Origin of the sequence: Flavobacterium branchiarum, from assembly GCF_030409845.1 — a bacterium.
Taxonomy (GTDB): Bacteria; Bacteroidota; Bacteroidia; order Flavobacteriales; family Flavobacteriaceae; genus Flavobacterium; species Flavobacterium branchiarum.
In genome coordinates this window covers 1336258-1361782 of sequence record NZ_JAUFQQ010000003.1, presented here as the reverse complement: position 1 = coordinate 1361782, position 25525 = coordinate 1336258, and the positions used below count along the sequence as shown (strand labels likewise).

25 protein-coding genes and 1 other RNA gene are annotated in these 25525 nt (G+C 31.6%); 9 read left to right on the top strand and 17 right to left on the bottom strand.

From position 1 onward, the window contains the following. Nucleotides 1–108: 108 nt before the first annotated feature. Nucleotides 109–843: a 3-deoxy-manno-octulosonate cytidylyltransferase gene (gene kdsB / locus QWY99_RS06765; RefSeq protein ID WP_290263030.1), complete on the bottom strand. Its 735-nt coding sequence runs from the start codon at nucleotides 841–843 to the stop codon at nucleotides 109–111. Nucleotides 844–988: 145 nt separating this feature from the next. Between kdsB and QWY99_RS06760 the strand changes: the two genes are divergently transcribed. Next, nucleotides 989–2308 carry an outer membrane protein assembly factor BamB family protein gene (locus QWY99_RS06760; protein WP_290263028.1) on the top strand — a complete coding sequence of 440 codons (1320 nt, stop codon included), beginning with the start codon at nucleotides 989–991 and terminating at the stop codon, nucleotides 2306–2308. A gap of 293 nt (nucleotides 2309–2601) precedes the next feature. Here the strand turns inward: QWY99_RS06760 and ygiD are convergent, their stop codons facing one another. Together ygiD and QWY99_RS06750 are read right to left on the bottom strand one after the other, a co-directional pair. Continuing rightward, nucleotides 2602–3432 carry a 4,5-DOPA-extradiol-dioxygenase gene (gene ygiD, locus QWY99_RS06755; protein ID WP_290263026.1) on the bottom strand — a complete coding sequence of 277 codons (831 nt, stop codon included), beginning with the start codon at nucleotides 3430–3432 and terminating at the stop codon, nucleotides 2602–2604. Between the two features lie 26 nt (nucleotides 3433–3458). Continuing rightward, nucleotides 3459–4883, bottom strand: coding sequence for an ATP-dependent DNA helicase (locus tag QWY99_RS06750; protein WP_290263024.1), 1425 nt, complete (start codon nucleotides 4881–4883; stop codon nucleotides 3459–3461). A 153-nt stretch (nucleotides 4884–5036) separates the two neighbouring features. Here QWY99_RS06750 and QWY99_RS06745 point away from each other — a divergent pair, with 153 nt between their 5' ends. Both QWY99_RS06745 and QWY99_RS06740 read left to right on the top strand, forming a co-directional pair. Next, nucleotides 5037–5858 carry a DUF3822 family protein gene (locus tag QWY99_RS06745; RefSeq protein ID WP_290263021.1) on the top strand — a complete coding sequence of 274 codons (822 nt, stop codon included), beginning with the start codon at nucleotides 5037–5039 and terminating at the stop codon, nucleotides 5856–5858. Next, on the top strand, nucleotides 5855–6457 hold the full coding sequence (locus tag QWY99_RS06740; protein ID WP_290263019.1) for an RsmD family RNA methyltransferase: 603 nt from the start codon (nucleotides 5855–5857) through the stop codon (nucleotides 6455–6457). Before QWY99_RS06745 ends, QWY99_RS06740 begins: the two co-directional genes overlap by 4 nt. A 70-nt stretch (nucleotides 6458–6527) precedes the next feature. Here QWY99_RS06740 and QWY99_RS06735 read toward each other — a convergent pair whose 3' ends face one another. The 4 genes from QWY99_RS06735 to QWY99_RS06720 form a co-directional block, all read right to left on the bottom strand. Beyond that, nucleotides 6528–7181 carry a hypothetical protein gene (locus QWY99_RS06735; protein ID WP_290263017.1) on the bottom strand — a complete coding sequence of 218 codons (654 nt, stop codon included), beginning with the start codon at nucleotides 7179–7181 and terminating at the stop codon, nucleotides 6528–6530. Between the two features lie 6 nt (nucleotides 7182–7187). Next, complete coding sequence (locus QWY99_RS06730) at nucleotides 7188–7724, bottom strand: hypothetical protein (RefSeq protein WP_290263015.1); 537 nt, start codon at nucleotides 7722–7724, stop codon at nucleotides 7188–7190. A gap of 347 nt (nucleotides 7725–8071) precedes the next feature. After that, nucleotides 8072–10168, bottom strand: a complete 2097-nt coding sequence (locus tag QWY99_RS06725; RefSeq protein WP_290263012.1) for a TonB-dependent receptor domain-containing protein — start codon at nucleotides 10166–10168, stop codon at nucleotides 8072–8074. Continuing rightward, a complete protein-coding gene (locus QWY99_RS06720) occupies nucleotides 10168–11121 on the bottom strand; it encodes a hypothetical protein (RefSeq protein WP_290263010.1) in 954 nt (317 codons plus the stop codon). Before QWY99_RS06720 ends, QWY99_RS06725 begins: the two co-directional genes overlap by 1 nt. Nucleotides 11122–11257: 136 nt before the next feature. Between QWY99_RS06720 and QWY99_RS06715 the strand changes: the two genes are divergently transcribed. Both QWY99_RS06715 and QWY99_RS06710 read left to right on the top strand, forming a co-directional pair. Continuing rightward, nucleotides 11258–12619, top strand: a complete 1362-nt coding sequence (locus QWY99_RS06715) for a sensor histidine kinase (RefSeq protein WP_290263008.1) — start codon at nucleotides 11258–11260, stop codon at nucleotides 12617–12619. 225 nt (nucleotides 12620–12844) lie between these two features. Continuing rightward, nucleotides 12845–13534, top strand: coding sequence for a response regulator transcription factor (locus tag QWY99_RS06710; RefSeq protein ID WP_290263006.1), 690 nt, complete (start codon nucleotides 12845–12847; stop codon nucleotides 13532–13534). Here QWY99_RS06710 and QWY99_RS06705 read toward each other — a convergent pair. Together QWY99_RS06705 and rnpB are read right to left on the bottom strand one after the other, a co-directional pair. Continuing rightward, nucleotides 13531–14463, bottom strand: a complete 933-nt coding sequence (locus tag QWY99_RS06705) for a ketopantoate reductase family protein (protein WP_290263003.1) — start codon at nucleotides 14461–14463, stop codon at nucleotides 13531–13533. The two genes, QWY99_RS06710 and QWY99_RS06705, sit on opposite strands and share 4 nt — an antisense overlap. A gap of 131 nt (nucleotides 14464–14594) precedes the next feature. Further along, an RNA gene (gene rnpB, locus QWY99_RS06700) (RNase P RNA component class A) lies at nucleotides 14595–14920 on the bottom strand. Nucleotides 14921–15042: 122 nt separating this feature from the next. Between rnpB and QWY99_RS06695 the strand changes: the two genes are divergently transcribed. After that, nucleotides 15043–15336, top strand: coding sequence for an SH3 domain-containing protein (locus QWY99_RS06695; protein WP_290263000.1), 294 nt, complete (start codon nucleotides 15043–15045; stop codon nucleotides 15334–15336). A 410-nt stretch (nucleotides 15337–15746) separates the two neighbouring features. Here QWY99_RS06695 and QWY99_RS06690 read toward each other — a convergent pair whose 3' ends face one another. The 3 genes from QWY99_RS06690 to QWY99_RS06680 all read right to left on the bottom strand — a co-directional run bounded on the left by QWY99_RS06690 (nucleotide 15747) and on the right by QWY99_RS06680 (nucleotide 18811). Further along, nucleotides 15747–16631: a HEPN domain-containing protein gene (locus QWY99_RS06690; RefSeq protein ID WP_290262998.1), complete on the bottom strand. Its 885-nt coding sequence runs from the start codon at nucleotides 16629–16631 to the stop codon at nucleotides 15747–15749. A 413-nt stretch (nucleotides 16632–17044) separates the two neighbouring features. Further along, nucleotides 17045–17923 carry a HEPN domain-containing protein gene (locus tag QWY99_RS06685; protein WP_290262996.1) on the bottom strand — a complete coding sequence of 293 codons (879 nt, stop codon included), beginning with the start codon at nucleotides 17921–17923 and terminating at the stop codon, nucleotides 17045–17047. A 321-nt stretch (nucleotides 17924–18244) separates the two neighbouring features. After that, on the bottom strand, nucleotides 18245–18811 hold the full coding sequence (locus QWY99_RS06680) for a DUF4256 domain-containing protein (protein ID WP_290262993.1): 567 nt from the start codon (nucleotides 18809–18811) through the stop codon (nucleotides 18245–18247). A gap of 308 nt (nucleotides 18812–19119) precedes the next feature. Between QWY99_RS06680 and dnaX the strand changes: the two genes are divergently transcribed. The 3 genes from dnaX (at nucleotide 19120) to QWY99_RS06665 (ending at nucleotide 21524) form a co-directional block, all read left to right on the top strand. Then, a complete protein-coding gene (gene dnaX, locus QWY99_RS06675) occupies nucleotides 19120–20205 on the top strand; it encodes a DNA polymerase III subunit gamma/tau (protein ID WP_290262991.1) in 1086 nt (361 codons plus the stop codon). Between the two features lie 353 nt (nucleotides 20206–20558). Next, nucleotides 20559–20846 carry a DUF8439 domain-containing protein gene (locus QWY99_RS06670; RefSeq protein WP_290262988.1) on the top strand — a complete coding sequence of 96 codons (288 nt, stop codon included), beginning with the start codon at nucleotides 20559–20561 and terminating at the stop codon, nucleotides 20844–20846. Nucleotides 20847–20966: 120 nt separating this feature from the next. Continuing rightward, nucleotides 20967–21524 (top strand): acetate uptake transporter, encoded by a 558-nt coding sequence (locus QWY99_RS06665; protein ID WP_290262986.1) that lies wholly within the window; start codon nucleotides 20967–20969, stop codon nucleotides 21522–21524. Nucleotides 21525–21708: 184 nt separating this feature from the next. Here QWY99_RS06665 and QWY99_RS06660 read toward each other — a convergent pair whose 3' ends face one another. From QWY99_RS06660 to QWY99_RS06640, 5 genes are all read right to left on the bottom strand, one after another. Next, nucleotides 21709–22287, bottom strand: coding sequence for an NAD(P)H-dependent oxidoreductase (locus tag QWY99_RS06660; RefSeq protein WP_290262984.1), 579 nt, complete (start codon nucleotides 22285–22287; stop codon nucleotides 21709–21711). 6 nt (nucleotides 22288–22293) lie between these two features. Next, nucleotides 22294–23322, bottom strand: a complete 1029-nt coding sequence (locus QWY99_RS06655; protein ID WP_290262981.1) for a saccharopine dehydrogenase family protein — start codon at nucleotides 23320–23322, stop codon at nucleotides 22294–22296. 62 nt (nucleotides 23323–23384) lie between these two features. Beyond that, nucleotides 23385–23945 carry a Crp/Fnr family transcriptional regulator gene (locus tag QWY99_RS06650; protein ID WP_290262980.1) on the bottom strand — a complete coding sequence of 187 codons (561 nt, stop codon included), beginning with the start codon at nucleotides 23943–23945 and terminating at the stop codon, nucleotides 23385–23387. 49 nt (nucleotides 23946–23994) lie between these two features. Further along, nucleotides 23995–24582 carry a TMEM175 family protein gene (locus tag QWY99_RS06645; RefSeq protein WP_290262978.1) on the bottom strand — a complete coding sequence of 196 codons (588 nt, stop codon included), beginning with the start codon at nucleotides 24580–24582 and terminating at the stop codon, nucleotides 23995–23997. A gap of 22 nt (nucleotides 24583–24604) precedes the next feature. Continuing rightward, complete coding sequence (locus QWY99_RS06640; protein ID WP_290262976.1) at nucleotides 24605–25495, bottom strand: Ppx/GppA phosphatase family protein; 891 nt, start codon at nucleotides 25493–25495, stop codon at nucleotides 24605–24607. Nucleotides 25496–25525: the final 30 nt, after the last annotated feature.

Here is a 25525-nt window from a genome sequence, read left to right as displayed (position 1 = left end):
ACTAAGAAACTCTTCATTTATAGTTTCACCTTTTTAAACCTTAAAACCTCTGTAACTTTGAGCCTTTGCAACTTTGAACCTCTCCTAAATCTTAGTAACTCAAAAAAACTACTTCGAAGCTAAAAGTACTTTTGCTCTTTCTAAATCTTCTGGCGTATCAATACCAATTCCTACATGAGTCGTTTCAATCATTTTAATGCGTTTCCCGAACTCCAAATAACGTAATTGTTCTAACTTCTCTGAAGCTTCAAGAGATTTCATCGGAAGGCTATAAAAATCTAATAAGGCCTGTTTTCTAAAAGCATAAATTCCGATATGCTGAAAGTAACGCACTCCTACATCTTTGTCTCTAGGATACGGAATTACTGAGCGAGAAAAATACAAAGCAAATCCGCTTTGATCCACAACTACCTTTACATTATTTGGATTATTAATTTCTGCTTCGTCTTTGATTTCACGCATTAAAGAAGCTAAATCAACTTTTTTATCCAAATCATTTCTAAAAACCTCAATAACCTTAGCCAATGGTTCAGCATCTATAAAAGGCTCGTCACCTTGAACATTTATTACAATATCTACATCTAAACCTTGTATGGCTTCGGCAATTCTATCACTTCCCGATTCATGCTCTTTGATGCTCATTATGGCCTTACCTCCATTAGAAACAATTTCATCGAATATAATATCCGAATCGGTCACAACAAATACATCATCAAACAAGTTGGTTTGCATTGCAGCTTGATAGGTTCTTAAAATTACTGTTTTACCTCCCAAATCTTGCATTAGTTTCGCTGGAAATCGTGTAGAAGCGTAACGTGCGGGAATAACTGCTATTATTTTCATTTTTGATAGTATTATTAATGTTCAATCCTGAAAACAAATATACTTATTCACAATCAGGTTTTAAAAATTTAATTATAACATATTTATTAAATAACTGAAGTTTAATGAATTATAAATTTTTTATTTTTATACAAAAAACAAACTCATGAAAAGATCATTAGCATTTCTCCCTATCTTTTTCTTTTTAGTTATTCATAGCACCTTTGCACAAAAAAATGAGGCATCAATTATAAATTCGTTCTCCGACAGAGTCTTTACTGGTCACGGTTATCTGCCTTTAGGGGATGTAAAATGGAAGTTTAAAACCGATGGCAAAATCTTTTCTTCAACAATAGCAAAAGAGGGAATCGTTTTTATTGGTAGCGAAGACGGTTATCTCTATGCTATCGATGAAATAAATGGAAATTTAAAATGGAAATTTAAAACAAATGGTGCAGTTCATAGTTCGCCAAGTATTTATGAAAACATTATTTATTATGGAAGCTTTGATGGTTACTATTATGCTGTAAATGCCAAAACAGGCAAAGAGATTTGGAAATTCAAAACTGGTGGAGAAAACTGGTATGGAGAAATTGGTATTGGCAATACAATGGCCGATTTATGGGATTATTTTTTATCTTCACCTGTAATTTACAAAGACAACAAGCAAGCTTCTGTTCTTTTTGGAAGCAGTGATGGAAATGTATATTCACTTGATGCAAAAAAGGGAATTCTTAATTGGAAATTTAAAACCGACGGTCCAATACATAGTACACCAGTTATCGACAAAAACATAGTATATATTGGCGGATGGGACGCTAATTTGTATGCGATCAACTGCACAACAGGAAAAGAAAAGTGGAAGTTTTCTACTGGAACAAAAACAGGATTCAAAGGGATTCAATCGTCTGTAGCAGTTGCTGATGGGATGGTCTATTTTGGAGCAAGAGATCCTTACCTTTTTGCTTTAGACTCCGAAACAGGAAAGGAAATTTGGAGATATGATGCCGAAAATTCATGGATCCTAAGCTCAGCAGTAGTATTAAACAACATTTTATATGTTGGCACTTCAGACACCTATGCTTTACTTGCTTTAGATTCTAAAACAGGTAGAGAACGCTATCGCTTTAGAACTAGTGGATACGTTTATTCGTCACCAGCAATTGCAGGAAACACAATTTACTTTGGAGACTTTACAGGTAACTTCTTTTCTCTAGACATTCTTTCAGCGGGCAAAATATCAAATTTTATAAGTACTGATGCCAGAAAAAAACATGCAAGCGAAATATTAAACAATGACAATCTAGATTTTACTTATGCCGCTAAAGGCTCTGATTTATCACAATACAAAGACTCCAAAAAAGTTATGGATGAATTCTATAAACTTGGACCGATTGTTTCATCGCCATTTATTAGCAACAATACTGTTTATTTTGGTAGTGCCGATGGCTATTTTTATGCAATTGGACTAACAACAGGTTATTAGTTTTCAGTTTACAGTCTCAGTATTCAGTTTACAGGCACAGTTTACAGTCACAGTACAAAACCTAAAACAGTTTACAGTTCTCAGTATTCAGTATTCAGTTTGCAGTCTCAGTACAAAACTTGAAACTTTAAACAGTATGCTGACGTTGTTATCAGTTTACACTCGCATCATACAACTGAATACTGGGACTGGGAACTGAATACTGAATACTGAATACTGAATACTGAATACTGAATACTGAATACTGAATACTGAATACTGAATACTGAATACTGCGACTGAAAACTTGAAAACTAAATAATCTTAACCGATGTCATGCTCAATGAACCTGCGATCAACTTATCGTTAAATAAACTTAGTTCTTCTGATTTTTCTTTTAATCCTAAAGTATAAAGCAAAGGTAAATAATGGTCGGGCGTTGGGATTGCTAATTGTATCGCGCGATCCATTTTTTCAAAATTGATAAGCGGTTGGAAATTTCCGTCTAACAAATAATCATTAATTGTTTGTCGAGCTTCAATCGCCCAATCAAAACCATAATTATCCTTGTCGTAGTTATGAAAATCAATCAGTCTTAAATTATGAACAATATTACCACTACCAATAATCAAAACACCTTTATGACGTAGCGATTGTAGTTTTTGAGCCAATTCAAAATGATATTGTCCAGATCTTGTATAATCAATACTTAGCTGAATCACTGGCACATTTGCCTCAGGATATAAATGCTTTATCACACTCCATGCCCCATGATCCAAACCCCATGTTTCATCTAATTCTATCTCAACAGGACTTAATATTCTTTTGGTTTCAATAGCCAATTCAGGACTTCCTTTGGCAGGATATTGCACATCAAACAAAGCTTGAGGAAAACCTCCAAAATCATGAATAGTCTTAGGCATTTCCATAGCCGTAACCTTTGTTCCTTTGGTGTACCAATGCGCGGAGATACATAAAATTGCATTGGGCTGTGGTAATGTTTTTGCTAAGTTTCTGAATCCTGCAACAAACTCATTTTCTTCGATAGCGTTCATCGGACTACCATGTCCTAGAAACAAAACGGGCATTTTATCGGTATTCGAAAAAGTTTGTGAAATACTATGTAAATCGTTTAGTGTGTTCATAATCTATATTAGATTAATCTCATTGATTACTCAACAAAATGTTCGTCTTTAAAACCTATCAAATATAATTTATTTTTAGCTCTTGTCATAGCAGTGTACAACCAGCGAATATAATCTCTGTCGATTCCGTTTGGTAAATAAGGTTGCTCAATAAATACTGTATCCCATTGTCCACCTTGTGATTTATGACACGTTATCGCATAAGAGAATTTTACCTGTAAACCATTAAAATATTCATTGGCTTTCACTTTCTGAAATCTCTTATACTTAGTTGTTTCATCTTCATAATCCTTCATAACCTCTTCATACAATCGATTTGATTCTTCAAAAGTTAGTGAAGGAGATTCACTTTTAATGGTATCTAATAATAAAACGGTTTCAAAGGGTTTTTGATTTGGATAATCGACCATTCGTATTTTTACTTTGGCAAATTTGAATCCGTATAACTCCTGAATACTGAAAATTTCAAGAATTTCGATAATATCTCCATTGGCTATAAAACCAGCTTCATCTGAATCCTTTAGCCAAAAATAATTATTCTTAACCACCATCAAGAAATCACCTGTAGAAAGCTCGCTTTCCTTAAATAAAATCTTAGTTCTGATTTGCTCATTATACTGATTGGCTCTTTTATTAGAACGTACAATAAATGCTGTATCTTCAATACTATAATTGCTATAAGCCGAATTAATTGCATCTTGTATGTCGTAACCATCAGTTAATCGAACGATATCTTTAAACTTTTTTAAATCAAATCTAAATTCAGTAATAAAACTATCTTTAAGCAATTCACGTAATTCAGTAGCATTAAATAAGATTCCTGAATTTTCTTCTTGACGCATTACTTCGTCAAGTTCGATATGTTCAATCTCTTTATTATAGTGAACACTCAATGTATGAATATCTAGAGCTGGACTAATATCTAAATTTACTGGAGGCAACTGAGCCGTATCTCCCAAAAGAATCATTTTACAATTGGTTCCCGAATAGACATATGATATTAAATCATCCAATAAAGAACCATTTTCATATAATTTAGAATCCGAATTGCTATCTGAAATCATCGAAGCCTCATCGACGATAAAAACGGTGTTTTTATGTTTGTTTTGCTGAATGGTAAAAGAAACGCCTCCACCTGAGGCTTTTTTAGGGAAATATATTTTTTTATGGATTGTAAAAGCTGGCTTACTCGAATAATTTGCAATTACTTTAGCCGCTCGACCAGTTGGTGCAAGCAAAACATATTTTTTATCAATCTCTAGTAAATTGTTTACAATAGTAGAAATTACTGTCGTTTTTCCCGTTCCTGCATATCCTTTAAGCACAAAAATTGTTTCATTTGCTGTATCGGTTAAAAATATAGCAATCTTTTGAAAAAAAATATCCTGTTTGTATGTAGGAGAAAAAGGAAACTTTTTTTGTAAAAGACTATAAAACAGGGAAGAACTCATAACAGTTATTTTAATGTAAAATTATCATCAAATATAGGCATCAAACATGAGGGAACCACATAAAACACCAAATGAATAAAAAAAAATTGTAAGTTTGTCATCACGAATAATTCAATCTTGATTCTTAACAAGAATTGAATTTCAAAATCATTTATGCAATCACAGAATACAAATATAACATCAAAAAAATACAAAAAACTTTCCATTCAGGTTTCTCTGGCGGGGCTTTCATTTTGTTGTATTGATACTTTAAACGATACCATCTTATCTTTAAGCGAGGTTACTTTTGATACGTTTCATAAAACTACCAAAATTGAAGATTTATTTGCTGATGCTTTCAACAAATATCCTGAGTTGAAAGATACGTATGACGAAATTACGGTTGTTCATAACAACAATTTGTCAACTTTTGTTCCTAGTGCTCTTTTTGATGAAAACTATTTAGGCAGTTATTTACAGTATAACACCAAGGTTTTTGAAACCGATTTTTTTGCTTTCGATACAATTCCTAATTATCAAATGAATGCTGTTTACATTCCGTATGTAAATATCAATAACTTTTTTATTGACCAGTTTGGTTCTTTCGAATACAAACATGCCAATAGTATTCTTGTAGAAAAACTTTTGGATGTATCCAAAAACAATGACGAGAAAACAATGATTGTCAATTTTAATTTAGGTCATTTTGAAATCATCGTTGTGCAAAACAAAAAACTATTATTATTTAATTCTTTTGAATATCAAACTCCTGAGGATTTTATTTACTACATACTGTTTACGGCAGAACAGCTTAATATGAACCCAGAGATTTTTAAACTAGAATTACTAGGTACGATTTCTGAAGAAGATGACTTTTTTAAAATTGTTTATAAGTATATCCGAAATGTATCCCTATTTGACGTATCTAATTTAAAAAGAAAAAATTCTTTTACAACAGCTCAAAATCAACAACATTTTATACTTTTTCAATCATGAGAATCATTTCAGGAAAACACAAAGGAAGACGCATTTTTCCACCAAAAAACCTTCCAGTAAGACCTACAACTGACATGTCTAAAGAAGCATTATTTAATGTTTTGAATAACCATTTTAGTTTTGAAGGCTTAAAAATATTAGATTTATTTGCAGGAACTGGAAACATCAGTTATGAATTTGCTTCTCGTGGATGCACTCCAATCACCTCTGTAGATGGTGATTTTGGTTGTGTAAAATTCATCAAGCAAGTTGCCGCAGAATATGACTTTAATATTGCAGCTACTAAGAGTGATGTTTTTAAATTCTTAGAGAGCAGTAAAACATCTTACGACATTATTTTTGCAGATCCTCCATATGCAATGGATCAAGCTACATTTGAAAAAATTGTAATGCTTGTTTTCGAAAGAGAACTATTGCAAGAAGATGGAATGATGATTATCGAACATTCTAAATACACAAAACTTGATCATTTAAGTAATTTCTCATTCAAGAAAAGTTACGGTGGTTCATTCTTTAGTTTCTTCGAATTTGATTCATTAGAAGATGAAGAAATAAACAATGAATCTTCAACAAAAAGTACCGAAGACGACGAAGGTTAAAACCTAGTTATCATAATACACCAAAAAGCCCTCTTGAAATATCAAGAGGGCTTTACTTTTAAATGGCTTCTTATTCTTTTTCCTTTTTTAAACCAAAATAAAAATTTATTCCCAATCCCATAACATCTTGAGTACCGTAACTATAACTACCTGAATTTAACTTATTAAGAGCTTTTCCTAAATTAACCCCATTATAATATAAATTCAATGCTAAAGAATTTGAATATTCTCCTGAAAAATTATAGAGATAGCCAACTCCTATTCCTAATGAATGTTGCGTATTTGATGTTTTTTCAGTTATAAAAATTGGTTTTGAAAGATCAATAGGATTCCTTGAAGCAAATTCTCTTTTAGCTTCAATTCTAGAAAACGTATATCTTGGAAGTATTTGTAAGTATGCTGAGTCTTCTTCATAATCCCCTATTATTATTTTTGGACAAAAACTATAATTTATCGCTGAGGACGATTTTTTTGAAATACTCATTGTTAGTCCTTTTTCATCCCTAATTACAACCTCTTGAAGGGTTCCAAACATGTAGCTTACTTCAATTTCAGGACTAAAAAATTTAATCACTTTAATTTCTGAACCTAATGAAAAATTCACAAAACTAGACCTTTCAAAATCAGTGTGTAAATAAGCTGTTCCTCCTATAAAAGGACGCATCCTTTGTGCAGTTACATTTATCGAAAACATAAAAACCAAAATATAAATTATGTTCTTCATCTTATTTTATTTACTTATCACCCAGCCTAGAGAAAAATTGATTACTGGAATCAATTCCTTTTCATATTTATCAATATTATATCCAACACCTAAAACCAAACCTAGATTAAAATTACCTTTATATGTACGCTGAAATCCCCAAACTGGCGCAATTGTAATAGATGAAATCTTTTCAAAAAAACCATCATTTAAAGAAATTGCTTTAAAATTATAAATCGCATTTAACGCAACAAAATTACCTGAATTATGAGCTGTCCTTTTTCCTTTTAAAGCTCTTTTATCCAAATTATAATAATGACGAAACTGCTCATTAATAGTAGAAAAAAGGAACCATGACGAACCTCCATAATAATTGCTACGAAAGCCAAACCAAGTCCTTACTTCGGAATGTAATGTATTTTTTGCATTAAAACCGTGTTCATAAACAAAACCTGGCGACAAAACATTAATCTTAAATTGATTTTTCTCGACGGAAGATCTAGATTGGGCAGATAAACTATATATTCCCAAAATACTCAATACCATAATATAATATTTACTCATAATTGTTATCATTTTTAATAGATTAAATTCAAAAATACATAATTACCTTACAATAAAACAATATTACATAGAAATATAACAAATAAAGTAAATAAAAACTTATATTTAAAATTTAGAGAATAATAAAAAAACAATTGAGCATATACTCCATTAAGAAAAAAATGTGATACTTCGTTTGCTAGTTACAAGGCATCTAATACCTCCGAGAATAAAGAAATAAACAATGAATCTTCTAGAAAAAGCACTGAAGATGACGAAGGGTAATTAAACCTAATTTATCATAAAACAATAAGCCCTCTTGAATTATCAAGAGGGCTTATTATATTTAACTCATTTTTATACAAATACTACCTAATCCTACCTGAATCATCTATGCTTTTTCCTTTAAATTCAGTGTCTTTCATTTTACCAAAAGAATATTTTACTGCAAAAGAAATTTCCTGAGAATCTAGCAAATATCTTGTTTGTGAGTTTATATTATTAACAACAAATTGTTCTTTCATTTCTCTATCATTAAACACATTATTAAAACTCAAAGTACAATTCCAGTTTTTAAAAAAAGTTTTAGAAAGCCCCATATCCATAACAAACCTTTCATTTTTTTCTAATATTCCAATATTTTGTTTGGTTATTCCCCAACAAAAAACAGAAAAAGTATATCCTTTTGGAAGTTTAAATTCGTTACTTGAATAATAAAACAAATGAGGTTTTGAAGATAAAAACAGAGCCGATTTGTCCTCAATTTTCTCTAAAATAAAAATTAATGAATTTGTCGTTGTCCAAAATTTATAACTAAAAGGCAAGGTAAAATCAACCGAAAATCCTGATTCTCTATCGAAATTCACATCTTTAAAGGTCAATATATTCTGCTCTTTATCATAACTAAAACTACTATAAACCGGGTTTATATTTCGATAATAACCTAGCTTAACAGATTTATCATGATACTGAAAAACGGTAGAAATCTCATTATTGAATGTCGGATCAATATTAATATTTCGCGCATATACAAAATAAGGATTAATATAAGTTGTTCCTTGGCTTAAAGAGGAATAGTTAGGTCTAGAAATACTTTTAGAATAATTTACACTGATACTTTTTGTGCTGTCTATCGGAAATGTAAATTCTACTTTCGGAAAAAAATTGGTATAGTTTTTTTCAATTAGAGGCGTTACATCTGTTTTATATTTTCCGTTTGCATTAGTATTCTCAACCCTTAGTCCAACCGCAAAATCGATTTTATTAATTTTCCCTGATAACTGACCATATCCAGCTAGATTTTGCTCTTTAAAATCATAATGACTCCGTATGTTTTGATTTGTGTCATAGCTGAAAATATCAAAATCCGACTTTGAATTTGCAGAAGAGTACAAACCACCAATTTCAACTAGCATTTCATTTTTGAACTTTTTCTCAATATCAACTCTTCCTGAAAAAAAATCAACTTTAAACTTTTGGTCTCTAATTTGCGTTAATTCAAACTCAGTATTATTATAGTTATTTTCAATTTCACTAAACAAACCTTGATTAAAGTTTGAGTACAAAATCCCTGTAAAAATTTGCGTATCAATAGATTTTATTTTTTTAGAATAATTTAAAAAAGAATTTACAAAGTCCTTGTTATTATCGTTATCTGTATAAGTTAAAACATTGTTTATGACATCCTCTTTTTTATTATAAGTATTTGAATTAATACCAAACGTATCACCTTGTAACTTACTACTAACAGTAAATGACAGATAATCATCCTCATTTATCTTATAAAACATACTACCTCCAAACACAAACTGTTTCCTTTTAGTAAAAGCATCAACATCATAATTGGAGACAATAGAAGCACTCGGAATTGCATAATCGACGCTCTGGTATTCCCAAGGTTGCAACTGATTGTAATTAAAATTAGCCTTCCATTCTAGTTTACCTTTCTTAAAACTAGAATTAAATCCAATATAATTATTAAAGTCTTTCTTAAAAGAAGCTGTTTCAGATAAAATTGTCTTGAAGCCTTCTTTTTTACTAAACTTTCTTGTAATCAAAATTACTGCTCTTCCATCAGCTTCATATTTCACAGATGGATTCTGTATAATTTCTATGCTCTTAATATCATCAACAGAAAGAGCATTTAAATCATTAATACCTACCTTTTGGTTATCAATATAAATTAGTGGCGTTCCTTTACCTACTATCGAAATATTCTCTTTATTGGGACTTAAAAGAACTTTAGGTAATTTAGATAGTAAATCCAAAGTATTAGGAATCGAATTATAAATAGAATTCGCAACATCTACCTTTATATTTCCATTTTTATTGGTAAACGTTTTTGTTTTAGCATCGATAACAACTTCTTTTAACTTATTCGAAATACTGTCTTTTGGAGTTTCATTTTGCGCATAAGCAAATCCAGAAATAAAAAAGAAAATGATAATTATTTTAATACTATTCATTATTTAAGCAAATTTAAAATCCAATTCAAACAATCTCCAGAATCCATTATTGACCAAGAATGCGGATTTTTACTACCGTCTAATCTCACTCCTTTAGCTTGAGAAACAATTACATTTGCATCTTTATTCCCCATAACTTTTAATTGGTTAATCATAGCGACTATATCAATTCCGTTCCAATCATACAAATCACGGTGACGTTCATTTAATAGCCAATCAACATCTAAGTCAGTGTACATTCGGATAGGCACATTTTTTAAATATTTAGCATTTCCACCTTCTTCTGCTCCGTAAGAAAAAATAGAAGCCTCGATATATTTTTCTCTAAATTTATCTGGTGAACCTCCATACAAACTATCATAATTACTTTTTATCCAATTTGCTTCATTAGCACCAGCTTCAGAAAAATTTCTTTTAATCTCTCTTTCACAATAATTATAAAAACGCGCTTGATCTAATGGCGCATCTAATGCAAAGACACCTTTAGGAATTAAGAAAAATTTATTTGGATTTTTTACTGCTTGTTCGGCATACGTTAATGAAATCATACCTCCATTTGATAATCCACCCAAAATGAATTTATCTTTTGAAACCTTATATTTTTCAACAATCTCGCTAAAAATTTTATCTAAAAATTGAAACTCAGCCTCTCGTGTATCTGTTCCTAAATTGACCGAAGGAATAATTACTAAGATTCCTTTTTCAACAGCAAGTTGATGTAATGTTATTTGTTTCAATAAATTCTCTGTAGTTTCCCCACCAGAAGGCAAAATAACCAAAGCCCCAATGATTTTATTTTTCGGAACCATTTTATAATAATGCAAAGCATTAAAATCTCCATCGTTTACATATAAATCACTCGTATCTAAGTAATCAACTGTAACTTTCTCGAGTTTTTGTCCATAACAAAATGTAATTCCAAGTAGAAACAACATTAACAATCGTTTTTTCATAGTTTATATTCTCAATTAATTAGATTGCAAAAATTGCTCTAAAAATTACTATTCTGAGTTAATCGTAGGTTAACGCGACGTTAATGTATCAACTAAAAAATAAAAGGCTTATTTTTGAAATGTATTTTTGATAACAATGAAACACAGAATCAATCTATTAATCTTTTTTTCAGCTCTTGCCTTGGTCGCATTATCTGTAGTGCAATGCTATTTAGTAAAAACGACTTATGATTATAAAGTAGCACAATTTCATGCTGAGATAAAAAATGAAATCGCCAGCATCACAAATGATTATAATGACATTGATTCGACAATTGTTTACAAAAAAGAACATCTATACAAGCGATTAGCCGAGAATTATGTTCATAATAAAAAGACTAAATCGGATATTACAACAGCTTTACTTCAAAATGAATTCCGAAGCGAACTAACCCGAAAATTACAACTGAAGTTCGAAAGAGAGATTCCTAATTTCTCTATTGATTTTGCTATTGTCCTCAACAAATTCATTATTTACAATAGCACACAAAAAGCAGATACTATTTTCTCCGAAAAGCCATTTATAAAAAACAAATTATATGGCAATCTAGCTTCATTAGACCATGCTTTTTTAGTTCGAAATTATGCTAGCACCGCAACTGTAACTACACAAATGCAAGATTACAATTTGCTTACCGAAGATTCTATGTATGTTTCGGTAGTTGATTGGGAAATGATAATACTAAAAAGAATGAGCCTAATTTTGTTCTTATCCCTGGTATCAATTCTAACTCTAATTACACTTTTTGTAATTGCTCTAAGGGCATTAATCAAGCAAAAAAAGGTAAGTGACATTAAAACTGATTTTATTAATAACATCACCCACGAACTCAAAACGCCACTAACAACTCTGGCTATTTCGACCAAAATACTAGAGCGAAAAGACATTCGTGATAACGAAATTCATTTCACATCAATTCTTAATACTATTTCACGCCAAAATAATCGTTTACAGAGTTTAATCGATCAAGTTTTGGCAAATTCACTAGATGAAAATGAAATGGATATGCAGAAAGAAAGAATCGTTGCCGAATCCTTCTTAAATTCGATTATTGAAGATTTTAAGATTGCATACCCAAAGGTTAACATTCAAACCTATTTTGCTACAAGCGAAACCATTTTGGTATTAGACAAGTTTCATTTAACAACTGCCATTTTAAATGTACTTGAAAACGCAGTAAAATATGGTTCAAATACAATTACGATAAAAACAACATTAGATAAAAACCAATTTAGTTTGAGCATTCAGGATAACGGAATTGGAATTTCTAAAAACAAACATTCCTTACTCTTTGATAAATTTTACCGAGTAGAACAAGGCAACCTACACAATACAAAAGGATTAGGTCTAGGACTCTATTATGTAAATCAAATCATCAAAGCCCATCAAGGATCAATTGCCGTAATGAGCGATTTAGGAAAAGGAGCTCAATTTTACATCAGTATTCCGTTGAATTAAGTTTTTAATTGAGTTTTCAGTCGCACTGTCATCCTGAGCGGAGTCGAAGGACAGTTTTCAGTCCTAACGTGATAGCTATGTAAAAGAAATTTATTTCTTGTTGCATCCTTTTTTACACATAAAGTCTATGTCTTTATGTGTAAAAAGATTTTTCACAATATTACCAAAGGGTAGATTTCAACACAAACATTGTGTCTTATTTACAAAATAATTTTAGAGTTCAAAATGAAAAAAATACTTTTAGCCGAAGACGATTCCGATTTTGCAAACGTACTCAAACAATACCTCGAATTGTATGATTATGAAGTTACTTGGGCAGAAAATGGTCAGGAAGCTTTAGCTATTTTTCAAACCTCAACATTCGACATTTGTGTGTTTGATGTTATGATGCCTATTATCGACGGATTTACACTTGCCGAAAAAATCATTAAAATAAACCTCGAAATACCATTCATCTTTTTGACAGCCCGAAAGCTAAAAGAAGACAAAATTATTGGATTAAAACTGGGAGCAGACGATTATATCGTTAAGCCTTTTGAAGCCGAAGAACTAATCTTACGACTCAATAATATCTTAAAAAGAACCCAACAAAAAACGCTTCATTTTGACAAGACCAGCGAGTTACAAATTGGAAATTATTTATTCGATACCAAACGTTTATGCCTAAAGAAAGACAGCATAACGCAACAGCTTACTGAAAAGGAAGCTGCACTTATTCATTTCTTTTATCAACATAAAAATCAAATGCTAAAAAGAGAACAAATTCTAAAATCAATTTGGCACAATGACGACTTTTTCTCAGGAAGAAGCATGGATGTTTACATCAGTAAAATTCGAAAATACTTTAAAGACGATTCTCGAATAAGTATTGATAGCATCCGCAATATCGGATTAGAATTTAAAATAACCGATTAGTTGCTTTCCTGTTCCGTTAATTTATCCAAAACCATCTGATAAGTTGGCGTATCGATTTCGTACTTTAAACCTTCATTTACAACAAACTCTGTAAGCGAAGAAAGTTCAATTTTTCTTCCTGCCAATAAATCACGATGCATAGACGAAGTTGCTTCACGAGGCGATTTCTCCAATTTGACAATTGTTTGCATAACAATATCATTGGGCAAATTCAGTCCTTTTACGGCAGCAATCATTGTGATTTCATTCAGTAAAGAAACATATAAATTTCGACCAGCAGCACTTTCTAAAATTTCACCAATATTCTGATTTAAATAAGAAGTAGCCGAAGCCAATGACGAAATAAACACAAACTTCTCCCAAACCGTATCTTCGATATTCTCTACCAAATAGCTTTCGATTTTAGCGTTCTCAAAAATTGTTTGTAACGCTTTCATCTTGTAAATAGAAGCGCTATCAGAACCAAAAAACAACTTTTCGTAAACCCCAACTTTCTTAATAACACCAGGGGAAGTAATCATCGAAACAATATAAACACATCCTTGCAGGACTTCGTTGTCAGGAAACATAGTACTAATGCGTTCCGTAGCATCAACACCATTATATAAAGGAAGAAAAACAGTATTCTTAGTAATACATTTACTTATAGCCTCAAGACTTTCTTCGATATCATAGGTTTTTGTAGCACAAATAAGAAAATCAAGTTTACCGATAACCTCAGGAACATTTGATACTACGCTTGGGAAAACGGTAGTTTCACCTTCGTCAGTACAAATTTTCAAACCAGATTCAGCAATAACTTCCATGGCTTTTCCTCGAGCAATAAAAACTACTTCTACAGCATCCGATCCAGCGTAAGCTTTCGCCAAAAGTCCACCAAAATAGCCACCTACTCCACCCAATCCTAAAATTCCGATTCTTGTTTTCATTATGATATTTTTTGCACAAATAAAAAAGATTCCAGCTAATTAAGAACTACAAACCTGTTTATTTGAATTTTCAGAAATAATTTGAAGAAGATACATTCATGAAAATTAATTTAATACTCTCACGAAAATAAAAAAAATGCAGACCTGTAAGCCGGATTCTGTTCTTGTTATTACTAACAATACCTTATCATTTATCTAGACTTACAATTACTCATAAGTTCAAGCTATCTACCCTTCAGCAACGGACGAGAAGCCCTTAAATGCTGATATACTTGATATTTCACCGCATAGAGTTTACCTGGTTTCACTACAGCATTACCTGTACATACTTTCTGTTGCACTTGTCCTAATCCCGATGGTTATCGGGACCGGCGGGTGTTACCCGCTATGCTTCTCTTTGGTGTCCGGACTTTCCTCCCTTTTGATTTCTCAAAACGACGATAAGGCGGTCTGCGGTGCAAATTTAGCATTTTTATAGGATACTTACGAGCATTACAAAATTTACTTTAACACTCTTTTGCAAACACTTAATCTTAAAATAGTTATCTTTAAGCGTTAACCACTAAAATTTCATTTATTATGATTAGAATGTATCATTACGCAACTGTATCCAAGGCTTTGGATCAATTAAACGAGAAAGGATTTACATATGATTTTAATCTAAATGAAGATGTAATTAAAAAAAATCCTGAAAAATTTGAAATCGTACATGTGTATCGATACGAAGGCAACTCCGATCCTGGAGACGAAGCAGTGGTTTATGGAATAAAATCCACATCGGGCAAAAAAGGAGTTTACGTAGCTGGTTTTTCAGCAGATACAGATTCCGAAACAGCCAAAATATTAAGTGACTTGAGCATAAGAGGACGATAATTTTCAGGAGCTATTCCTGCTGTCCGCTGTATCTTTTTCTGTTCGTTGAGGCGAACAGAAAAAGGATGCCGCTCCCATCAGGGCTAGGGCAATCGTTTTCATAAAATGATAGTGATTCAATTATGCATTTTTCTTTGCAATATTTTCTTCCTGAGGAACGAAGACCCGAGCCGATAGCGAATAGACGAAGTAATCTCAACAAGTAACTCCTCAAACTGAATCGAGTATCTTTATCAGACCTAACAGGTTTTAAAAACCTGTTAGGTCTTTGCGGATTGAGAATAAATTCAACGTACTAACTAACGCCAAACTATATCGAATCTCTTTATGAGACACTTCCTGCGTCAGTGTGACAAGATTGGGGAAGTAATTTGCTGAGCTACTTATGTAACACTTCCTACGTCAGTATTCTAAGATTGCACCTGTTTTGCGTATTCGGCGATTTGAGCTTCACATATTCGCTTTGTTATTTCTAACAAACGTTTTACTTTAGGCAACAATGCATCGATATCTTCTTTGGTTACGATGAACTTAGGATTATAACGAGCCTCGATATAAGCACTTTTCAGGAGTTCGAATAATCGTTTTTCTTCGGGATTATCATTGGGAAAAATAGAAGGTAAATCTGTTGAATATTTTCTTGTGAAAGAAAATAATTTTTCCAAATTATGTTGCTTCGGATTTGTTAATGTATGTACCAATCGAATTGTCTGAAAACTATTTTCGCAAGCTTGATGAAGATAAAAAGAAACTATTCTAAAATCTTTATCATTATAACCATGCATAGAACTTCTCATAAAACTATTGGCTCTGCTAAATTTATCTTTAAAATATTCTTCTGCCTGTTCTTTTATTTCATCAAAACGAAGCGGGCGTTGTTCTGCAAGAGTAAATTTTCCGCTATCGTAAAGTAAAATTCCTTCTTCTTTAATTTCGGTATAAAAATACCTGCCTGCATCGATATATTCATTTAATCGCTTGATGTTTTCATGAATAAACTCAACTGGAGTTTGCAAATCTGGGTCCCGATAATACATATTATCAATCGCATCAAGCATTCGGCTTGCACGTTGATCTGTTACACCATCTGTTACTACGAGAATATCATAATCACTTCTGAATGAAGTAGGAATACCAAATTCTACTTTTTCATCATGATTAACATATTCGTTTCTTGCATAACTTCCGTAGAGAATAATCATCTGAGTTTTCGGAAGTCTTTTTGTTATTTCTTCTACAAAACGAACGAGATCTCTTTGTTTCTTTTGTGGCAGGTAAGCAATAGAATTCTTCATTGAGCGATTATTATTATGAAACAAAGATAATTATATTCTCCTTCTATTTTAGAAGTGAAAATTTTTGAATGCTGCAATTTACAGAAAAATAATACAAAATAAAGAAAATATTATCAAAAAAAAAGCGAGTCATTTTATGAGACACTTCCTTCGTCAGTGTGACAAGATTGGGTTGATGGAATGCGGATTAAGCGGATTCTTGTCATTTCGAGGAACGAGACCCGAGCCTTAGCGAATAGACGAAGTAAATCTCATCAAGCCCCCCCAAGCTATATCGAATCACTTTATCAGACCTAACAGGTTTTTAAAACCTGTTAGGTCTTTGCGGATTGAGAATAAACCCTACGTGTTAATTAACCGTCAAACTGAATCGAATCTCTTCATAAGGCACTTCCTTTGTCAGCGTTATAAGATTATACCTGTTTTGCGTATTCGGCGATTTTAGCTTCACATATTCGCTTTGTTATTTCTAACAAACGTTTTACTTTAGGCAACAATGCATCGATATCTTCTTTGGTTACGATGAACTTAGGATTATAACGAGCCTCGATATAAGCACTTTTCAGGAGTTCGAATAATCGTTTTTCTTCGGGATTATCATTGGGAAAAACAGAAGGTAAATCTGTTGAATATTTTCTTGTGAAAGAAAACAATTTTTCCAAATTATGTTGCTTTGGGTTTGTTAACGTATGTACCAATCGAATTGTCTGAAAACTGTTTTCGCAAGCTTGATGCAAATAAAAAGAAGCCATTTGATAGCGTTCTTTTTCATAGTTTAATATTGCATCTTCAAAAAAGAAATTTGCTTTTTCAAATTTATCTTTAAAATATTCTTCTGCCTGCTCTTTTATTTCATCAAAACGAAGCGGGCGTTGTTCGGCAAGAGTAAATTTCTCACTGTTATAAAGTAAAATTCCTTCTTCTTTTATTTGAGTATAAAAATATCTCCCTGCATCGATATATTCATTTAATCGCTTGATGTTTTCATGAATAAACTCAACTGGAGTTTGCAAATCTGGATCCCGATAATACATATTATCAATCGCATCAAGCATTCGGCTTGCACGTTGATCTGTTACACTATCTGTTACTACGAGAATATCATAATCACTTCTGAATGAAGTAGGAATACCAAATTCTACTTTTTCATCATGATTTACATATTCGTTTCTTGCATAACTTCCGTAAAGAATAATCATCTGAGTTTTCGGAAGTCTTTTTGTTATTTCTTCTACAAAACGAACGAGATCTCTTTGTTTCTTTTGTGGCAGGTAAGCAATAGAATTCTTCATTGAGCGATTATTATTATGAAACAAAGATAATTATATTCTCCTTCTATTTTAGAAGTGAAAATTTTTGAATGCTGCAATTTACAGAAAAATAATACAAAATAAAGAAAATATTATCAAAAAAAAAGCGAGTCATTTTATGAGACACTTCCTTCGTCAGTGTGACAAGATTATGACTGTTTATGGCAATTACAATGATACTTTTCCCCTCTCAATTTTGTCATTTCGAAGAATGAGAAATCTCATAAAGATGCTCCTTAAACTATTTCGAATCACTTTGTGAGACACTTCCTTCTAATAATATGAGAGGATTGAGAGAAAAACCTAAACTCTTAAAGATCCTCTAAATCCTCTGGCAGCATAATAAGAATCTGCCCCGTTATGATATACAAAAACAGTATCATAGCGAAAATCCGAAAAGAGAGCGCCTCCTAGTTTTCTTATATTAGCAGGTGTTACAATCCAACTCGATGTTTTAGCATCAAAGTTTCCAAGTTGCTGTAACTGGCGATATTCGGTTTCATTCAAAATCTCAATTCCCATATTAGCCGCTATATTCACAGCGCTATCTTTTGGTTTGTTCTCTTTTCTTTTTTCTAGTGCTTCATGATCGTAACAAATACTTCTGCGTCCTTTTGGACTTTCGGCTGAACAATCGTAAAAAATATATTCATTGGTCACAGTATCAAAACCTACAACATCTGGTTCGCCCTCTGTTATTTCCATTTCATTGAGCACCCATAATTTTTCGGGACTTGCTTCTAGTTTTGTTTGTACTTTAACCCAATCAATGGCTTCATGACGATTCTTATTTTTCTCAAAACGAGCTTTCAATATCTTAAGTAGTTCTGAACTTTGTTCTGGTGATAACTCTTTTTTATTATTCTTCATGTTATTCAATTTTATAAAATCACGATTAAACAATTCTTCTAAATAACAAGATTAAATCATTTTATACTGCTTAAACAATAAAGAATGGCTTAATATCTAGCTAAAATAATTCATTTTTCCATTACAAATTAACTTTCTAAAAGTGAATCATAAATTAGCGAAATATAACAACAAGATAAAAATAAAGAGATAGTATTAATTAGTAATTCTTTAAAAATCAGTGGCTATAAAAACACTGTAAATCTTTCAAAATTTAAATTTTTAAATCTTTAAATTATAATCTATCTTTGCTATCCAATAAACAATCTATGGAACAATTTGTAGTATCGGCTCGTAAATATCGCCCACAGACATTTAAAGATGTTGTGGGACAAAAAGCCATTACCAACACTTTACTAAATGCCATAGAAAGTAATCACCTAGCTTCGGCTTTATTATTTACTGGACCGCGTGGAGTTGGTAAAACAACTTGTGCACGTATTCTTGCTCGAAAAATAAATCAGCCTGGTTATGATGATCCAAATGAAGATTTTGCATTTAACGTTTTTGAATTAGATGCTGCTTCAAACAACTCTGTTGATGATATTCGTAGTTTGATTGATCAAGTTAGAATCCCTCCACAAACAGGACAATACAAAGTTTATATTATTGACGAGGTGCACATGTTATCTTCGGCCGCTTTTAATGCTTTTTTGAAAACATTAGAAGAACCGCCTAAACATGCCATCTTTATATTAGCAACAACCGAGAAGCATAAAATCATTCCAACGATTTTATCTCGTTGTCAAATTTTTGACTTCAAAAGAATCACAGTAAAAGATGCAAAAGAGCACCTAGCTGAAGTTGCAACTAGTCAAGGTGTCGTTTATGAAGACGATGCACTACACATTATTGCACAAAAGGCTGATGGAGCAATGCGTGACGCTTTGTCTATTTTTGACCGAGTTGTTTCTTATTGCGGTACTAATTTAACACGTCAGGCAGTTACCGAAAACCTAAACGTTTTAGATTACGAAACTTATATTGCTATTACTGATTTTATACTTGAAAATAAAATTCCTGAATTATTAGTTGCTTACAATGACATCTTAGCCAAAGGTTTTGACGGTCATCATTTTATTGCTGGACTAGCATCTCACTTTAGAGATTTATTAGTTAGCAAAACTCCTGCTACTATAGCTCTTCTTGAAGTTGGTGAACAAGCACAACAAATGTATGCGTCGCAATCTCAAAAAACGAGTCAAGAATTTCTTTTAAAAGGAATCGAAATCGCTAATGATTGTGATTTAAAATACAAACTGAGTCAGAATCAACGCTTATTGGTCGAACTTTGTTTAATGCAATTAGCCTCTATCAATTATGATGGAGAAAAAAAAAAGTTAACCAATACATAATTCCGCCTACTTATTATAGAAATCCTACTTTCTCAATCACAGAACTTAAGGCTCCTGCCGAGAAGAAAGCAGAAACTGTTGCAACCCAAAATTCAACTCCAGACCCTGTAAAGTCTGAAACTCAAGCTCCCGAAAAAGTAGCTGAAGCTAAACCTGTAGCTGCAAATACTGTAAAACCTGGTGTTTCTGTATTTTCATTATCAAGCATTCGTAAGAAAAAAGAATTAGAGGAAAGCAACAAATCATATGTAAAACCAACAACTCATTTACCTACTGAGGAGTTTACAGAAACCGAAATGTTGTTGCAATGGAATAAATACGCACAACGTTTAGGAGAGAAAGGTTTTAAAATAATGGAATCACTATTGCTTATAAATGATCCTGTTTTAAACGGAACAATCATCTCTATAGAACTACCTAATGAAGGTTCTAAGCTAGATTTTGAAAAAGAGATGAATGGTTTATTAGGACACTTAAGAGGGCATTTACATAATCACGACGTCACTATTAATGTTATTGTAAATGAAAGTTTTGAATTCAAAAAAAGTCTTAACGATCAAGATCGCTACAATCGTTTATTAGAAATAAATCCAAACATAGAGCTTTTAAGAACTACTTTTGGATTGGATTTACATACTTAAATATTTTGTTTAAAATTTACATCCAATTAAAAAAAACAAATATTCTTACATAAAATAATTGCCCTGTAATCTATTTTTTATATTTTTGAAAGATTAGTAATCTTTTTTAAATTAAAAAAAATGGAAAAACAATTTGCAAACCCAGGTCCTTTAGGATTATTAGGCTTCGGAATGACCACGATTTTACTAAATATCCATAATATGGGTTTTTTCCCTATTAGCGCTGTAATTATAGCAATGGGACTTTTTTATGGAGGAATAGCTCAAGTAATTGCTGGGCTTATTTCTTTTAAAAAAGGAAATATTTTTGCAGCAACTGCATTCACTTCTTATGGTTTTTTCTGGCTCACATTAGTAGCTATATGGATGCTACCAAATACTGGAATTACATTAGCAAGTGCTACTCCTGACTCCTTTTTAGCATGTTATTTAGCCCTCTGGGGATTATTCACTGGTTTTATGTGGTATGGAACATGGGGAACAAGTAGAGTACTACGTTTTGTTTTTCTTTCTTTAACTATTTTATTCTTTTTATTAGCTATCGAAAAATGGACAGGAATTAAATCAATTGCAACCATTGCAGGAGTCGTTGGTGTCATTTGTGGTAGTAGCGCTTTTTACTTAGCAATGGCAGAACTATTAGAAGAAATAAAACAGAGAAAAGTTTTACCTTATTAATACCTCTCAATAATTCAAATTATCCTAAATTTTTTTTTATCACAATCCAAATAAAACTTTTATTTCTTGGTATTGTGATAAAATTCAAACCCGTTGGGTGTAATCATTTCAACACATAATCCTGATAGCTAGCGGGAATATGTATTAAATACCACTTGACGTATTACACACAACGGGTTAATCTTTATCTATTTTTCAATCCAAAATTATAAACTTTATTCAGCCACTTATCTTTTTGATTACTATTTGATGTTTTAATAACTCCAATATAACTAACTTTAACTGGCTTTACACCACAAAACTCTAAAGTAGATTTCTTCAATTGATTAACACTTGGTCTTCCAAAAAACAATCTGTAATACCATCCTGGCTGATCTAAAGTTGTAATAATGTGAGCTGTTTTACCTTTTAATAATTTATCCCACCAAATTGAGTTTTCACGATATTGAAAAGCCATTCCAGGTAAAAAAAGTCGATCAATAAATCCTTTTGTAATTGCTGGTAAACCTCCCCACCAAACGGGGTGAATCCAAACCAGATGATCTGCTCTTTTTATTTTTTCCCAAGATTCTAATAAATCAGGTTCTAATTCGGTTCTTTTTTGATAACCAAATTGCAAATTAGGGTTAAACTCTAAATCTGCAATTGTAATTGTTTCAACTTTTGCATCGGTCTCTAAAGCTCCTTTTTTATAAGCTTCTGCTAAAGCAAAATTAAAACTTGAAGGATTAGGGTGCCCGTTGATTATAAGAATATTTTTCATGTTCAATTAACTTAATTTAAGATTAATAGAGTTATAATTATGTAATGCTTCGAAAATTTCTTTTGAAGTATGTATTTGATGACCAAAATAAATTCCACCAACCAAAGAATCATTCAACATCTTTTCGATATGCAAAACTGTTGAAAATGCAGTTAATTCAGCTTGGCCTTTTACGCTTTGCAAACTTATTTTTTTGGTCTTATTTTGAGTTTTAACAACAATTTCAAAAATAGTTTGATCTCCATTTCCGCTTCCTCCAAACAACAACTTTCTTTCTCTTAAAGACATTATATTAAAAATCTTAAGTGACTGAAAATATCCCATTAAACGGGTAACGAATTTAGAATTATACGTCATCTTGACTGAAACTGTCGGTATCTTTTCTATCTGATTCAAAATAAACAACTCCGGAACATCAAGATTATAAACTTGTCGTTTTCCTATTTCGAATGAAAAATTAAATTTTTCTGAGTTTAGAAAATGTTTTACTTTTTGAGGTTTGTTATTATTATAAACAATATAGGGCTTACATACATTTTCGGCCAAAAAATTAGCGGAACTTTTGCCTGCTAAATCTTTTATTGAATAATAGATATAAAGATTTACTTCTTGAATTTTATGCTTCTCTGGCTCAACAAAATCAATTAAACTACCTACAATGCCTCCCATCCAACCTGAACCAAAAACAATATGATTTTTTATATTTTGCTCATTTGTATTGGCTAAATCGTATGCTATTGCTAAATCTGGCGTTGGCTTTGTGATATCAATATAATCCAATTCGTTTTTGATTGCAAACTGTAAAATTACGTTATCACTATCTTTTGTACACATAACAATCAAATCGATTTTGTTATCTGTGATGCAATTAAAAGTATTAGGACTTGTTACATCAATGACTAAATCATTACTAGAATTTCCTAAATTTCGACTTCCGACAAACAAATTAAAGTCAGGATTTCGTTCTTGAAGGATACGCAAAATAACTTTACCAACTAATCCCGTTCCTCCAATTACTAAAATATTTTTTTTCATTATTATCTATTGTTTTCGGCAAATATAATAATGAGACTTTCCTTTGTAACTGGACAAATGTCCTATAAAACTGCTTTGCGAATACGGCTTAAATGCCTTGGAGTAACTCCTAAAAATGAAGCTAAATATTGTAATGGAATTAACTGAATATAATTAGGGTGATTTTTAAATAATGTTTCGTAGCGCTCTTTTCCTGTAAGTTTCTGAAAAGATAAAATGCGTTTTTCTAAATTCATATATTGCATTTCGGCTACTATTCGTCCTACTTTTTGCCAATGAATACTATTCTCATAAAGTTGCTCTATATTAGCATGATTAATCACTTCGAGTTCAGTATCAAATAAGGCTTGAATATTTTCTTCGGTGGGTTTTTGAGTAATAAAACTGGAAAAGGCAGCCATGAATTCATTTTGAAATGTAATGCAATTTGTAATCTCTTCTCCTTCGGTATTGATATAAAATGAGCGTAAGGCACCCGATTTTATCAAAACAATTTCTTGAGAAATTTGTGATTCTTGAATTAAAAAATCTCCTTTTTTTAATTTCTTTTTAGTGATTAAACCATCTAATTTATCTAATTCCTTTAGAGGTAAAACTTGAAGAGATTGAAATATTGATTTCATTGTATTTTTATATAAATAAAGTCCTTCTTATTGATTAGTCTTTAAGACTCTATTCTTTTTCGATTGTGTTAAAAATTCTCTCGATTCTTACATCAGGAATCAACCATAAAAAAGCAACTATTATATAGCATGAACCTGATATCCATTCGTTATAAAAAGAAGAAACTATTCCGATAAAATACAAAACTATAGAAATTTTTCCTTTTAAATCTTTCCCTAATGCTTTAGTTAAAGCAGCATCTTTTCCTTCATTCAAGATAATATATCTTTGAAGTATGTTATATGCAATGGCACAAAGCATTAAGATAATTCCATACAATGCCATTGAAGCTTTTGCAAAATTATGTTCTCCCATCCAACCTGTAGAAACAGGAATTAGCGACAACCAAAAAAGTAAATGCAAATTAGCCCAAAGGATTTTTCCGTTTACTTTTGATAATCCATGTAATAAATAATGATGATTGTTCCAGTAAATACCAACATAGATAAAACTTAAAACATAACTTAAAAACTTAGGAATTAGAGGCATTAAGTCACTAAAACTTTCTTTCTCAGGCACTTTTATTTCAAGAATCATTATGGTAATTATAATTGCCAAGACGCCATCACTAAATGCCTCTAATCTTGTTTTATTCATAAATTATTTATTTTATATAAAATTATATTTTTTCGTAATACATTGCTTTTACAATACCATCTGAAAGACCAATTTTTGGAACATAAATTTGTCTTGCTCCACTCCATTTCATAGCATTAAGATAGATTCTTGTTGCTGGAATGATTACATCGGCACGATCGGGATTAAGTCCTAATTCGGCAATTCTCTGATCATATGTTAGGGAATTTAAGAAAGCATATTGTGAGTTCACATAAATGTATGACAATGGCTTTTCTTGCTGTTTACCAGACATTTTGAATAATTTATTAATATTCCCTCCTGATCCTATAAGAGTAACTTCTTCGTATTCTTCTGTATTTGTTCTAATCCATTTTTCAATTTCATTCCATACGACATCGCAAACCATACCATTTAACAATCGTACTGTTCCAGCTTTAAATGACCTCGAAGTAACCATTTTACCATTAGAAAATAAAGTAAATTCAGTACTACCACCTCCAACATCTACAAAAAGATAGGTTTGATCTGTTTTTAACAAATGATGTAAATCTGTTGAAGCTATAATAGCTGCTTCTTTTTTACCGTCAATAATTTCAATCTTTATATCTGCCTTTTTCTTGATTATTTCTACCACTTCTTTTCCATTATAGGCTTCTCTCATTGCAGATGTTGCAAATGCTCTATAATGCTCCACTTTATGTACTTTCATCAAAAGATTAAATGCTTTCATTGCATCGCACATTCTTTCGATATTTTCTTGAGATATTTCTCCAACTGTAAAGGCATCTTGACCTAAACGAATTGGCACACGTACTAGGGAACTTTTATTAAATTGAGGTTCCTTCCCCTCTTGTTCTACAACATTGGAAATCAGCAATCGCATGGCATTTGATCCAATATCGATTGCTCCATATTTTTTTATTTTAATCATTCTCGCTTATGATTTGAAATTTAGTATTTT